Raw genomic sequence first — 14,419 nt, forward strand, 5'->3', positions numbered from 1 at the left:
GTAGACCAAATGGACGTTATATTATTGCAAAATCGGCTTGGCCACACATTCAAGGATGCTACGTTGTTGCAGCAGGCCTTGACGCACCGCAGTCATAGCACCTTGCATAACGAGCGGCTAGAGTTTTTAGGCGATTCGATATTGAATTGCGTTGTCGCATCGTTGTTGTTTGACCGCTATACCAAAATTGATGAAGGTGACTTGTCCAGGGTGCGTGCTAATTTGGTAAAGCAGCAATCGTTATATGAAATTGCACAACGCCTGGAGTTGTCTCAATTTTTGCGATTGGGTGAAGGCGAACTCAAGTCTGGTGGTTTTCGCCGTCCGTCCATTCTTGCAGATACGTTGGAGGCGTTGTTTGGCGCGATTTTCCTTGATGCTGGTTTCGATGTCGCGCGCGATGCAATACGGGCCTTGTATATTCCTATTTTAGATACCGTCGATCCAAAGACGTTGGGTAAAGATGCTAAAACGTTATTGCAAGAATATCTGCAAGGAAAGAAAATTGCTTTACCGCAATATAATGTAGTGGCGACGCATGGAGCTGCGCATAATCAAGAATTCGAAATTGAATGTCTCGTTCCAAAATTAGAAATTCAAGTATTTGGCACCGGAGGAAGTCGTCGCGCAGGTGAGCAAGCGGCTGCAAAATTAGCTTTGGAAGCAGTGCAACAAGCTTTTATAAAAACACCGGGTGCGACGCGAAAAAGTAAGCCTAGAACCTCCCAATTGAAACTTGCTGGGATTGCTACCATTCAGCCTGATGCGCCCGGTAAGGAAGTGGCACTGTCAAAGCCAGTATCAATAAAGGATGTTGTTAAAAGCGAGGCTGTAAAACATCCTGTTAAGGCGGCGGCGCTTCCTGCCAATTTGACACCAGTTATCGTCGCAGACGTTTCTGTAGTATCGAAAGCGCAACCAGCGCAAACGGGCGCGGCAACAACGACCTCAACTACGACGGCAACAGTCGGTACTAAAGTTACCGTTGCTGCGCGTCGTTAATGGCTTTAAAAATAGCTCTAAATACCTTACCACTTACCGCGAGTAAATCGACAACCGCATGACAGAATCCGTATCCCAGGCACCCGCATCCGACTTTCGTTGCGGCTACATCGCTATAGTAGGTCGTCCCAATGTTGGTAAATCGACGTTGATGAATGAACTTATCGGTGCCAAAGTGAGTATCACTTCGCGCAAAGCGCAGACCACCAGACACCGCATTACCGGCATCCAAACTTTGCCCGATACGCAATTTGTCTATGTGGACACGCCTGGTTTCCAGACCCGTCACTCAAATGCATTGAATAAAACGCTGAATCGCACTGTCACGACGACGTTGACGGCTTCAGATGTCATCTTGTTTGTGATTGAGGCTGGTACTTTTGGACCAGCCGACCAGCAAGTGCTTGAGCTCTTACCCGCTAGCGTGCCTTGCATATTGGTAATTAATAAGTCAGACCGCGTTAAAGACAAAGCTGTGTTGTTGCCATTCGCCCAGAAAATTGCGGCGTTACGGGATTTTGCCGCGGTTGTGCCTGTGTCTGCCAAACTGCGGTTTCAGTTGGAAAACTTGCAAGCGGAGACGCGTAAATATCTCCCGCTTAACCCGCCGGTGTTTGGCGAAGATGACATTACCGATCGTAGCGAAAAATTTTTAGCCGCTGAAATCGTGCGCGAAAAGTTATTCCGTTTTGTTGGCGATGAGTTGCCTTACACCAGTACTGTTCTTATCGAAAAGTTTGAGGTGGAAGGTAATTTGCGACGTGTATTTGCCGCGATTCTGGTTGAGCGTAATACGCATAAATCGATGGTAATCGGTCAAAAGGGCGCGCGTTTGAAAGATATCTCGACACAATCCCGTCTGGATATGGAGCGCCTTTTCGGTGGTCCGGTTTATCTGGAAATTTGGGTAAAAGTAAAATCCGGCTGGGCCGATAACGAAGCCGGATTGCGCGCCTACGGTTACGAGTAAGACGTCGGTATGAGTGCCACCAGTGTTGATGCGGCTATAGAGGCAATTACTGTCCACGCGGAACAATTGTCTACCGTGGTGGCGGACTCTACACTTGTTGCTGTTGTCGAGAACGCGTCCTCTGGTTTGGCAAATAGTGCAACCACAATAGCCGCAACAACCGAATCTGCACCTTCTCCTGGATTGATTGCCAACTCACCGTCAATTCAACATTCAACTCCCCCTAATGGCGGAAAATCATCCGCCGCCGCCGCGGTCGCAACTAAGCGCGTTACTCGTCCCTCTGCAGAGTCGCGGATTGCGGGGCAACCTGGCTTTGTTCTGCATAGTTATCCGCATCGCGAAACCAGTCTGATACTGGATGTATTTACGCGCGATTATGGACGGATTGCTTTGGTAGCCAAAGGTGCGAAGCGTCCGCTGTCGAAACTGCGTGGTGTGCTGCAAACGTTCCAACCTCTTTCTCTCAGCTGGAGCGGCAAATCCGAAATCCGTACATTAACCGCTGCCGAATGGGTTGGCGGGATGTTGCCATTGGAAAAGTCAGCGCTATTATGTGGTTTTTATCTTAATGAACTTCTGGTAAAGCTGTTGGCGCGGGACGACGCCCATCCAACTTTGTTTAATCATTACGTCGTCACGCTAAACAAGTTGGCGCATCAGGAGCCAGCACCGATCGTCTTGCGGCAGTTTGAACGCGCATTATTGAAAGAAACCGGGGTTTCCGGGGATTTTACGATCTGTACCGGTAGTCGGCAGCGTGTCGAGTCCGATCTCCTGTATGTGGTCGATCCGGAGCGCGGACCTAGGGTGGCGCGGCTATCCGATAGCTGGCCATCAGTTAGCGGTAAAACATTGCTGGATATGGCGCGCGAGGATTACAGTGATATCAACACGCAGGCGCAGAGCAAAGTATTAATGCGATTTTTGCTGGCCTATCATTTGGGGGGCGCACCGTTAAATACGCGCCAGATTTTGATTGATTTGATGCAATTGTAAGACAACAAGAAAATGCGAATGAAAAATTTCCCATGGTCCACTTTGGCTGCTGGCTTCATCACCGTATTGGTCGGCATTACCAGCTCGGCAGCTATCGTGTTTCAGGCCGCCGCGTCTGCCGGTGCGACACCCGCTGAGATTAGCTCATGGATGTTAGCGCTTGGATTGGGAATGGGCGTCACATGCATCGGTTTGTCATTGCGCTACAAGACGCCAGTCGTTACCGCGTGGTCAACGCCAGGCGCAGCGCTGTTGATCACCAGCCTTGCTGGCGTACCGATGTCGGCGGCGATTGGGGCATTTTTATTTTCAGCAGCACTTTGCATCATATGCGGCGTGACAGGTTGGTTCGAGCGGGCCATGGGTAAAATTCCATTATCGATAGCCGCAGCGATGCTGGCCGGTATTCTGGTGCGCTTCGGCATGGATGTTTTTGTTGCTATGAAGCTGCAATTTTGGTTGGTTTTCGCCATGTTTATTGCTTATCTGTTGTGCAAGCGCTGGATTCCACGTTATGCCATCATCCTCGTACTGGGAGTTGGCATAGCGATTGCGGCGAAACAGGGCTTATTGCATTTCGAGAATTTTCATATCGCCTTCGCCCAACCGGTATTTACGATGCCGACCTTTTCGTGGGCAACGGCGATAGGTATAGGGATTCCTTTATTTGTCGTCAATATGGCATCACAGAACGCACCAGGCGTCGCGGTGCTGCGCGCTTCGGGTTACGATGTGCCGATTTCTCCACTCATTACGTGGACTGGAATAACCAATTTTCTGCTCGCGCCATTTGGTTGTTTTTCACTGAATCTGGCCGCCATTACGGCAGCAATCTGTACTGGCAAAGAAGCGCATGAAGATCCACAAAAACGGTATTGGGCTGGTGTTTTCGCAGGGATATTTTATTTGCTGGTGGGAGTATTTGGCGCAACAGTGGGGGCATTATTCGCTGCGTTTCCAAAAGAACTGATACTGGCAATTGCGGGGCTGGCGCTACTTGGAACTATCGCGAATGGCCTTAAGGTAGCGATGTCGAATGACAGTCAGCGTGAGGCTGCATTAATTACTTTTCTAGTTACCGCATCCGGTGTTTCATTTGCGGGTATTGGTTCCGCGTTCTGGGGGCTACTGGCCGGGGCGCTTGCTTTATTTTTGCTGACTTCGCGCGCTCGGGTTGCTCCGCAAACTTCGGACGCTGCCGCTGTTGTCACCACCGTTGTGGAGCCACCATCGCTATCTGTCCGACCTTCATCTTCTACGGTGCAGACCTCTTTGCGTCAAAACTCATGACAGAGCGGTTAGGTCGGTGTACTTTTGAATTATGCTTTAATTCTACTGTCTATTTATTTACCGACCATCTCTGCCCAATATATCTACCCACTAATTCCATCTGCTACCCCATAAACTGATGAGCTATCTTAATCCCACCCCAACGGTCATTGACCTCGGCATTAATATCGACCATGTCGCAACATTACGTAATGCGCGTGGCACAACCTATCCGGACCCACTACGGGCCGCCTTGGAGGCGGAAGAAGCTGGGGCGGATGCAATCACATTGCATCTCAGGGAAGATCGTCGTCACATTAAGGACGCAGACGTCGAGATCATTCGTCCCTTGTTGCGTACCCGGATGAACCTGGAGGCGGCCGTGACGCAAGAGATGATTGATTTCGCTTGCAAAATTAAACCGCAAGATGTGTGTCTGGTACCGGAGCGGCGACACGAATTGACAACCGAGGGTGGCCTCGACGTCATCAAATATTTTACCGAAGTGCAAGCTGCGGTACGCCAACTGCAAGCCGAGGGAATTCGCGTGAGCCTTTTCATCGATCCCAATGTGGATCAGATTCAGGCAGCGGCAGAAGTCGGCGCACCAGTCATCGAACTGCATACTGGGCGCTATGCAGAAGCGCATCAAGCTACCGAACAGCGTAGCGAACTTGAGCGCGTCCAGCGGGCAGTCCAGGAAGGCGTTATCCGTGGGTTGAAGGTGAACGCAGGCCATGGTTTGCATTACACCAATGCCCAGGCGATTGCCGCGATACCAGACATCGCTGAACTCAATATCGGGCATGCGATTGTGGCGCACGCGGTGTTTGTTGGTTGGAAAGCGGCGGTCAGTGAAATGAAAGCATTGATGGTGAAGGCACGGTTGAATCGTCACAGTTAAATCGCGGCTAAACAGAATGTAAAAGGACATCATGATTTACGGCATTGGTACTGACATTACTCAGATTCCACGGATTGAAGCGGCGTTGTCGCGTCATGGCGACCGCTTTGCGGAAAAAATTCTGGGGCCTGAAGAACTCGTAAAATACCATCATCGAAAAGCTAAGATAGCGGCACGCGGTATTCGATTTTTAGCGACGCGTTTTGCGGCAAAGGAAGCATTTTCCAAGGCCATCGGAATAGGTCTGAGAATGCCGATGACATGGCGCGCGATGCAGACGTTGAATGCACCTGGCGGCAAGCCTGTGGTCCTCACCAGCGGTGTTCTTGAAGAATTTATGTTGAAGAACGGTCTGACCGCGCAGGTGTCGATTACTGACGAAGTTGAGTATGCGGTCGCTTTTGTCATTGTGGAAAAAATATGAGTATGAGTGTAATAGTTTCAAATGCGGATCAGCAAGACAGCACGCTAATGACTGATCATCTTTTGATTGATCAACTTCAGCTTGGTCATGTCGAAATTGATCAGGTAATGATTGATAAAGTAAAAATTGAAACCGATGGCGACAGTCAGCCACGACAGCCAATGGGGCCAGTAATGCTCGACGTCGTCGGCATCAGCCTGACTGCGGATGATATTCGAAGGATTCAACATCCGCTCACAGGCGGCGTCATTCTCTTCACGCGCAATTTTCAGGATAGGGCGCAACTGACGGCGTTAACTGCTGCTATTCGTGCAGCCCGTCCGAAGATACTCATTGCGGTAGATCATGAAGGCGGACGCGTGCAGCGTTTCAGAACAGATGGATTTACACGCCTACCCGCAATGCGCGCGCTTGGAGAGTATTGGGACCGCGATGTATTAGGCGCGACCAAACTGGCTACGGCGGTCGGTTTTGTGCTGGCCGCAGAATTGCGGGCATGCGGAATCGATTTGTCGTTCACGCCAGTGCTCGATCTTGATTATGGTGGGTCTACCGTGATCGGTGAGCGTGCCTTTCATCGTGACCCACGCGTAGTGACTTTATTGGCAAAAAGCTTGAGCCATGGACTGCGGTTAGCCGGGATGGCAAACTGCGGAAAACATTTTCCAGGTCATGGTTTTGTAGAAGGCGATTCGCATCTCTCGATTCCGCTTGATCAGCGGTCATTGCGGCAGATTATGGAAGAGGACGTCAAGCCATATGACTGGCTCGGAATGAGTTTATCGGCGGTGATGCCGGCGCACGTGATTTATCCAAAAGTAGATCCACATTCAGCCGGATTTTCAAAAAAATGGCTGACGATACTGCGCGAAGAAGTTGGCTTTAACGGTGTTATTTTTAGCGACGATTTGAGCATGGCTGCGGCTAGTTCTGCTGGTACAGTGTTAGAGGGCGCAAATGCAGCCTTAAACGCTGGCTGCGATGTCGTGATGATTTGTAACTCTCCCGATAAAGCTGATGAATTGCTGGCTGGCCTGCGTCTCGAAGCTAGTCCGGCATCGCAAGCCAGTGCGGCCCGTCTGACAACGTTGGTGTCGCAGAGTATCGCGCTGGAATGGGATGAGCTACAAAAAAATGCTGAATACCGGGCTGCCAAGAAGTTGGTTATCGCACTCGTTCCCGCTTGAGTGCCAGTGCGGTAGCAATGTTAAATAGTTCAAAATATGATTGATTCCGAGATACCCGATCCAATGGCAGTCGTTTTAGACACGGTTGCCAAATTGCCGAATCTGCCCGGCGTGTATCGCTATTTCGATGCTGCCGACAATATTTTGTACGTTGGAAAAGCGCGCGAACTAAAAAAGCGCGTCTCCAGTTATTTCCAGAAAAATCTTGCTAGTCCACGGACCGCAATGATGGTGCAGAAAATTGCGCGATTAGAGACTACTGTGACGCGCAGTGAGGCTGAAGCATTGATACTTGAAAGCAATTTAATCAAGTCTTTGCAGCCGCGCTACAACATTCTTTTTCGAGATGATAAGTCGTATCCGTATCTCAAGATTAGTGGCCAGGAATATCCGCGTATGGCATATTACCGTGGCGGAATCGATAAAAAAAATCAATATTTCGGCCCATTCCCCAGCGCATGGGCGGTAAAAGAATCGATACAAATTTTGCAGAAAGTTTTTCTGCTCCGAACCTGTGAAGACTCGGTATTTGCCAATCGAACACGGCCTTGTTTGCTGCATCAGATCCAGCGTTGCAGTGCTCCATGTGTCGATCTGATCACGCGTGAGGATTATGCCGTTGATGTCGACAATGCCGCCAAATTTTTACGGGGTCGCCAAACCGAAGTGATGGCGACACTAGATCAAAAAATGCACGCGTTTGCGGCTGAATTAAAATTTGAACAAGCGGTTGTAGTACGCAATCAGATTAGTGCTTTATCTAAAGTATTACACCAGCAGAGTATGGAAATCGTTGGTGATAGCGACATCGATATTATTGCCGCAATTGTGCAAGGCGGTCGCGTCTGCGTCAATCTGGCGATGGTGCGCGGCGGTCGCCATCTTGGGGATCGGGCATATTTCCCCACGCATGTCGAGAGCGCATTGATTGGCGCTGATGAAGCAATTGATGTTTCCGTCATGAAGGCTTTTCTGGCACAACATTATATTGATACTTTTATTCCAGGCACATTGATCCTGAATCTCGATATCGACGAACCGGCATTAATGCTGGCATTGATGGCGCAATGTGGACATCGTATTAATCTGGTGTTCCAACCGCAAGGCCAACGTCGTCAATGGTTGGACATGGCACAAAAGGGTGCAGAAATTTCGTTGACCCGTCTGTTGTCGGAGCAGGGTTCACAGCAGGCCCGAACACGCGCATTGGTCGATGTCCTGACTATCGATATTCCAGATGTGGATGCTTTTCGCGTGGAGTGTTTCGATATTAGTCATACCTCTGGCGAAGCAACGCAGGCATCGTGTGTTGTGTTCCATCATCACGCGATGCAAAATGGCGAATATCGGCGTTATAACATTAAGGACATTACCCCGGGCGATGATTATGCCGCGATGCGCCAGGTATTGATGCGACGTTACGAGAAAGTTGCCAATGGCGGCGGTACGATGCCCGATATCGTGTTGGTTGATGGTGGCAAAGGTCAGGTCGAAATGGCGCGGCAAGTGCTGACCGAACTTGGTTTGGATATTAGTCTGATCGTCGGCGTTGCTAAAGGCGAGGGCCGCAAAGTAGGTCTGGAGACGTTGATTTTTGCTGACGAACGTACGCCGCGCGAATTAGGTAAAGAATCTGCTGCGTTGATGTTAATCGCCCAGATTCGCGATGAGGCACATCGTTTTGCCATCACGGGCATGCGCGCTAGACGTGCTAAAGCACGTCAAACCTCTCGTTTGGAGGAGATAGAGGGCGTTGGTGCAAAGAGACGCCAAAAGCTGCTAGCACGCTTTGGAGGACTCAGAGCGGTGGCAGATGCCAGTGTTGATGATTTAGCTTCTGTGGAGGGTATTTCGCGGCAACTGGCTGAAGATATTTATCGTCAACTCCATTGACCTAAGTTGTTGCGTAAAATCGATTAAGGCGGTTTATCCGTGTTTTATTTCCCAACTGCAGCCATACTCCTAGATAATTAGTGCTGGTCACAGAGCATACCGAGCAATAAGCCAGAAGATTGTCGGATCGGCTCTGCGCTCCTGCGAGGAATTGGCTGCGAAATGAACTAAACGATCCGTGTTTTACCAATCTCTTGACCAATAGCGCGTTATTGGCAGGAAAGTTGGCTAAAATTTGGTCTCGCTCAGCGCATTTTGCGTTTCAATATCGTGGGACGCAGAGTTAAGCCCTTAGTCTCATGGCGATAACATTAAATATAATTTATGCCCTTTAATTTTCCTATTCTTCTGACCTGGCTACGCGTTGCGCTCATTCCGCTGGTAGTTGGTGTGTTCTATCTCCCTGATTTTGGATTTTCTGCTACGGATATCGGGCTAGGATCGGCCATTGTGTTTATCGTGGCAGCCTTGACGGATTGGTTCGATGGTTTTCTCGCTCGTCGCTGGAATCAAACTTCGGCATTTGGCGCATTTCTAGATCCGGTCGCCGATAAATTAATGGTCGTCGGCGCGTTGTTAGTGTTAGTTAATTTGGATCGGGTAAGTCCGATCATTGCGTTTATCATCATCGGACGAGAAATCACCATCAGCGCGTTGCGCGAATGGATGGCACAAATTGGTGCGTCTAAATCGGTAGCGGTTAGTTCACTAGGGAAAATTAAGACAGCCGCCCAAATGACTGCGATTCCAGTTCTGCTGTATTCCGGCAAATTATTAGGCGTTGATATCCGGCTTCTTGGGCATGGATTGATGTTGATCGCAACCGTACTGACGGTTTGGTCAATGTTCTATTACCTGCGTAAGGCTTGGCCGCTGATTAAAGAAAAAGCGCAGTAAAAACCATGCGTCGAATTTTTATTAAGTACCTTTTGTAAAATGCTTGACATCATTTTTAGACCATCTATAATGGCGTCTCTCCAGTAGATGTTGCAGAGCAGCGTAGCGGATACAAAAGAAAATGCGGGAGTAGCTCAGTTGGTAGAGCGATACCTTGCCAAGGTATAGGTCGAGAGTTCGAGCCTCTTCTCCCGCTCCAAATTCAAAAAAGGAAGCTCAAAAAGCTTCCTTTTTTAATGTCCGAGCTAGCATCTATCAGCCATGTTGATAGATGTAAATGGACCTAATGCAGTTTTAAACCAGCATTAGAATGTGCGTCTGTTCCGATAGTTTAGGAATGGTAGTGCTAGCAGGAAAGTTGGCAAATTTTCCGATACTGTTGTTACTTGTTGACTTCAAGGAATGGCGGGGTAGCAAAGTGGTTATGCAGCGGCCTGCAAAGCCGTCTACGCCGGTTCGATCCCGACCCCCGCCTCCAAGTATAAGTCAATGAAATCAAGAGCTTAGCCCACATCATAGTGGGCTATTTTTTTGTCTGAAGTGTCAAAATCCGCTCCAGTATAAGTATCGTCAGGCTCTATTTGGCGAAAACCATTACTTCACATATCAATGCTCAGATTACGGCATTACCCGCTTCCGGATTTGTTTCTGAACATCCGCGTTGATCTCACTGCTCAAAGTCCCATAAACACGTCCTGCCGCAGCGTCGCAACGACTGTCAATAAATGCGTCGGCAATTGTTGGCGGGGCATGTTGCGCCATCAATGCGGCCTGGACCGTTAATATGAGGGTTTGAACCAATCGGCGAGCGTTGCGTTCTTGCTGATCCGGCGGTGTTGAAAGTAAGTTTTTTAGACTGCTCAACATCACGCCGATAGAAGCATGGCCGCTGGTGACACTGTGCAGATGTTCAAGTAACAGGGTAAATCCTTCTGGTTCGCGCCCGATTGCCCGCAATACATCCAGGCACATGACGTTGCCTGAGCCTTCCCAGATTGAGTTGACCGGTGCTTCTCTGTAAAAACGTGCCATCGGGCCAGTTTCGACGTATCCATTGCCGCCCCAGATTTCCATACATTCTCCTGAGAATTCTAAGGCCCGCTTGCATATCCAGAATTTTGCGGCGGGCGTGACAATGCGTTTCCATGCGCGCTGTAAGGGATCGTTGGGTGCCTCAAATGCACTGGCAAGTTGTAGCATTAATAGTGTTGCGGCTTCGCTTTCCAGCGCCAGATCAGCGAGGACGTTTTGCATCAATGCCTGTTCGGCCAAGGGGGCACCGAAAGCGCTACGATGACGCGCATGATGTAATGCTTGCACAAGCGCTTGGCGCATGAGAGCGGCGCTGCCGATGACGCAATCGAGGCGTGTGTGATTTGCCATTTCGATGATGGTAGCGATACCGCGCCCTTCGTCACCCACCATAATGCCAAAGGCATCTTCAAATTCGACTTCGCTGCTAGCGTTTGAACGGTTGCCGAGTTTGTCCTTGAGTCGTTGAATAAATACGGTATTTTTGCTGCCATCGGGCCGCCAGCGCGGCACAAAAAAGCAGCTCAATCCTAATTCTGTACGTGCTAATACCATGTGTGCGTCGCACATCGGTGCAGAAAAAAACCATTTATGGCCTGTCAACAGGTAGTCTGCACCACGACCGCCACCTCCGGGTAGTGGAATAGCCAGTGTGGTGTTTGATCGCACATCGGAACCACCTTGTTTTTCAGTCATGCCCATACCAATTAGCATGGACGTTTTTTGTCCTAGCGGCAGATCGCGACCGTCGTGTTCGCACGCATATAATTTGGCTTGCAAGGCAGCGAACAGGGCTGGTTCCTTTTGCAAGACAGGAATCGAGGCAAACGTCATGGTAGTTGGACACAATGATCCTGCCTCCACCTGCGCATGGAGAAAGTAGCCAGCTGCCCGTGCAACATGGCTTCCGGGGCGGGGCGCACTCCAAGGCAAGGCGTGTAAGTTTTCGCGACGTAACATTCCTAATAGCGCATGCCAGGCTGGGTGAAATTCGACTGCATCGATACGGTTACCCAAACTGTCAAAGCACTGCAATTCTGGCGCATGACGATTTGCTGCATCTGCCAACGCCCAGATTTCTTCGCGACCCAATTCTGCACCGTAACGGGCTAGCTCTGCGGCGTGCCAGCCAGCTTGCAGGCGTTGCACGCCCGCCGTCAATATGGCGTCGTCGTTATACAAATTGTTATCGGTCAGTGGTTTGACCTGATTAGTGACTTGGTGCGTGGGCGATTGCATGGCATCTCCTGGCGGGCTTGATCTGACGTTGCATGTTTGAACGCATGGCAAGGTTAGCGTAGTCCGAATTTGTTATATGTGCCAGCGCAAAAGCGAGCCAACTCGGGGCAGATTTGTCGGCATTTCTTAAAATCCTTGCGAGCGCTTCCTCTAAGGTAAAATGAGTGCTGAATTTATCAGCCAGCAATGCGCGCCCGCCACTCTATGTCATACCAAGTCCTAGCTCGTAAATATCGCCCAAGAAGTTTCGACACCCTGGTTGGTCAGGAGCACGTTGTGCGGGCATTGACGCATGCGCTGGAGCAACAGCGCCTACATCATGCTTATTTGTTCACTGGTACAAGGGGCGTTGGTAAAACGACGCTGTCGCGCATACTCGCCAAGGCCTTAAATTGTCAGGGTATTGATGGCAACGGTGGAATTACCGCTCAGCCGTGCGGTGTGTGTGATGCCTGCGTGGCGATTGATGCGGGGCGATTTGTTGATTATATTGAAATGGATGCAGCATCCAATCGCGGTGTGGATGAAATGGCGCAATTGCTGGAGCAGGCGGTCTACGCGCCGTCAAACGCCCGTTTCAAGGTCTACATGATCGATGAAGTCCACATGCTGACCAACCACGCATTCAACTCCATGTTGAAAACGCTGGAAGAACCGCCCGATCATGTCAAGTTTATCCTTGCTACTACCGATCCCCAAAAAATCCCGGTAACGGTCCTGTCGCGATGCCTGCAATTCAATCTGAAGCAGATGCCGCCGGGTCATATCATTAGCCATCTGGACGATATTCTGGGGCAGGAACAAATTGAATTCGAAACACCGGCTTTGCGCCTTCTGGCACAAGGCGCACACGGATCAATGCGCGATGCCTTATCGTTAACCGATCAGGCGATCGCCTACGCAGCTGGCAAAGTAACGCTTGAGGCGGTGCAGGGAATGTTGGGCGCGCTGGATCAGACCTATTTGATTCGGGTGCTAGATGCTTTGGCCCTAAACGATGGTGCCGGTTTGTTGGCTGTTGCTGATGAAATGGCAATTCGCAGTTTGTCGTATAGTGCCGCGTTGCAAGATCTCGGTACTTTGTTGCATCGCGTCGCGTTGGCGCAAAGCGTCCCTGCAGCGTTAGCAGAAGATTTGCCTGAGCGCGAAGATGTCATGCGTCTGGCTGCGGCGTTTGATGTCGAAGAAATCCAATTGTTTTATCAGATCGTTGTGCATGGTCGTAATGAACTTGGCTTAGCACCGGATGAGTACGCAGGGTTTTCAATGACCTTACTGCGGATGTTGGCTTTTCGGCCACAATCGGGAGATGGAACCGGAATAGTGGCAGCACAGCAACGATCGGTTGCGCCATCGCGCCCGTCTGTATCAACTTTCACTCCCGCTTCATCAGCAGTGGTTGCAGTTAAAGCCCCAATAACCGCCGCTCCGACGCCGTCAATTCCCGCTGCACGATTAAGTAGTGCGCCGCAGGCCGCTACCACCAGCGCTCCTGTAGGACGTGTCGATGGTAACCTCAGTCCGGCGATGGCAGCATTGGCAGCAGCGCGAGGTGGCCTCGCCAGCAAACGCCCGGGCGCCTCTCCCGCCGCGCCTGCAACTGCTTCGGTTACCGCGGCAATCAGTAATTCTGCGATACCGGTCAGATCTCAGCCGACGGCGATCCCGGAGATCAAAGTACCGGCAAGTCAACCACCGAAAGTAACCTCTACTGTATCGTCGCCACCACCTTGGGAAGAGGATATTCCGCTGCCGATGGACTTGTCGGATAACGATTCATCCGGATCGAGCTATGACGCGCGCGCAGAGCCACGTACCGCTTCCGCCATGCACACATCAGGTCGTTCAGAAGCGCGTCCTGTAACAAGTACTCCGTCTGTGCCAACACCGGCAAACAAGCCAACCGCAACGTTGAGTATGGATGCGCTGTCAATGCAATCGTCATCGTCAAATCCGCTGCCACAGAAAGCCGCTGCTGACCCGTTCGTTTATCATCCAGATCCATCATTGAACTGGGATGGCGACTGGCCAACCTTGGCGGCACTATTGCCGGTACGTGGTGTTGCACATCAACTAGCGCAGCAAAGTGAGTTGCTGCGTTTGGACAGTACCGGAGCAGCCATTCAAATTTACCTGCGCATTCCCCTCGAGACGTTACGCTTACCCGCTAATGTTGATAAACTAACTGCGGCGTTAACCGAGCGTTTTGGTCGCACGGTGCGGGTCGAGACAGAAATTGGTAACGTGCGTCACACCGCGAATGTGAAGGCGCAAGGCGAGCAGGCGGAACGGCAGCGTTTAGCTGAAGAGACCGCAAAAAATGATCCATTTATTCAAAGCATGATTCGTGAGTTCGGTGCAGCGATTGTTCCTGGATCGGTCAAACCGTTAGCCTGAAGCTAAGCCTGAACTTGAGCAGTATCGTCACAGACGGTAGGTCACGGCAATGTAAAATTGACATGGGTGACGAAAAAACAAGCCAATTTAAAATTGGGCTAACTGCTTCGACGGAGGAATTGTTATAAACGCCGTCGAAGAGCAGTTAAACAGTTGGTATCGCCCAACCGTAATGGGCTGGATAGATTGCTAAATAGCAATAAAAA

At 50.3% G+C, this 14,419-nt stretch carries 11 protein-coding genes and 2 tRNA genes; 12 read left to right on the forward strand and 1 reads right to left on the reverse strand.

The genetic code is table 11. The features are described from left to right. The first annotated feature begins 9 nt into the window (after positions 1 to 9). The 11 genes from rnc (at position 10) to QN379_RS10875 (ending at position 10,023) form a co-directional block, all read left to right on the forward strand. On the forward strand, positions 10 to 1,002 hold the full coding sequence (gene rnc / locus QN379_RS10825; RefSeq protein WP_322232522.1) for a ribonuclease III: 993 nt from the start codon (positions 10 to 12) through the stop codon (positions 1,000 to 1,002). 58 nt (positions 1,003 to 1,060) lie between these two features. Further along, a complete protein-coding gene (gene era / locus QN379_RS10830) occupies positions 1,061 to 1,972 on the forward strand; it encodes a GTPase Era (protein WP_322232521.1) in 912 nt (303 codons plus the stop codon). A gap of 9 nt (positions 1,973 to 1,981) precedes the next feature. Further along, complete coding sequence (gene recO, locus QN379_RS10835) at positions 1,982 to 2,971, forward strand: DNA repair protein RecO (RefSeq protein ID WP_322232520.1); 990 nt, start codon at positions 1,982 to 1,984, stop codon at positions 2,969 to 2,971. Between the two features lie 18 nt (positions 2,972 to 2,989). Then, positions 2,990 to 4,261: a benzoate/H(+) symporter BenE family transporter gene (locus tag QN379_RS10840; RefSeq protein WP_322232519.1), complete on the forward strand. Its 1,272-nt coding sequence runs from the start codon at positions 2,990 to 2,992 to the stop codon at positions 4,259 to 4,261. 118 nt (positions 4,262 to 4,379) lie between these two features. Continuing rightward, positions 4,380 to 5,144, forward strand: coding sequence for a pyridoxine 5'-phosphate synthase (gene pdxJ / locus QN379_RS10845; RefSeq protein ID WP_323506645.1), 765 nt, complete (start codon positions 4,380 to 4,382; stop codon positions 5,142 to 5,144). 31 nt (positions 5,145 to 5,175) lie between these two features. Then, positions 5,176 to 5,568, forward strand: coding sequence for a holo-ACP synthase (gene acpS / locus QN379_RS10850; protein WP_323506648.1), 393 nt, complete (start codon positions 5,176 to 5,178; stop codon positions 5,566 to 5,568). 173 nt (positions 5,569 to 5,741) lie between these two features. Further along, on the forward strand, positions 5,742 to 6,755 hold the full coding sequence (gene nagZ, locus QN379_RS10855; protein ID WP_323506669.1) for a beta-N-acetylhexosaminidase: 1,014 nt from the start codon (positions 5,742 to 5,744) through the stop codon (positions 6,753 to 6,755). A 36-nt stretch (positions 6,756 to 6,791) separates the two neighbouring features. Continuing rightward, a complete protein-coding gene (gene uvrC / locus QN379_RS10860) occupies positions 6,792 to 8,648 on the forward strand; it encodes an excinuclease ABC subunit UvrC (protein WP_322232516.1) in 1,857 nt (618 codons plus the stop codon). A gap of 324 nt (positions 8,649 to 8,972) precedes the next feature. Beyond that, positions 8,973 to 9,545, forward strand: a complete 573-nt coding sequence (pgsA, locus tag QN379_RS10865) for a CDP-diacylglycerol--glycerol-3-phosphate 3-phosphatidyltransferase (protein WP_323506650.1) — start codon at positions 8,973 to 8,975, stop codon at positions 9,543 to 9,545. Positions 9,546 to 9,668: 123 nt separating this feature from the next. Continuing rightward, positions 9,669 to 9,744, forward strand: a tRNA-Gly gene (locus tag QN379_RS10870). A 205-nt stretch (positions 9,745 to 9,949) separates the two neighbouring features. Continuing rightward, a tRNA-Cys gene (locus QN379_RS10875) sits at positions 9,950 to 10,023 on the forward strand. A gap of 140 nt (positions 10,024 to 10,163) precedes the next feature. On the opposite strand, the gene QN379_RS10880 is transcribed toward QN379_RS10875, so the two are convergent. Next, a complete protein-coding gene (locus QN379_RS10880) occupies positions 10,164 to 11,816 on the reverse strand; it encodes an isovaleryl-CoA dehydrogenase (protein ID WP_323506651.1) in 1,653 nt (550 codons plus the stop codon). Between the two features lie 204 nt (positions 11,817 to 12,020). On the opposite strand from QN379_RS10880, the gene QN379_RS10885 reads away from it, so the two are divergent. Further along, complete coding sequence (locus QN379_RS10885; protein ID WP_322232513.1) at positions 12,021 to 14,213, forward strand: DNA polymerase III subunit gamma/tau; 2,193 nt, start codon at positions 12,021 to 12,023, stop codon at positions 14,211 to 14,213. The last annotated feature ends 206 nt before the right edge of the window (positions 14,214 to 14,419 follow it).

The organism is Glaciimonas sp. Gout2, assembly GCF_035018905.1.
Lineage (GTDB): Bacteria > Pseudomonadota > Gammaproteobacteria > Burkholderiales > Burkholderiaceae_D > Glaciimonas.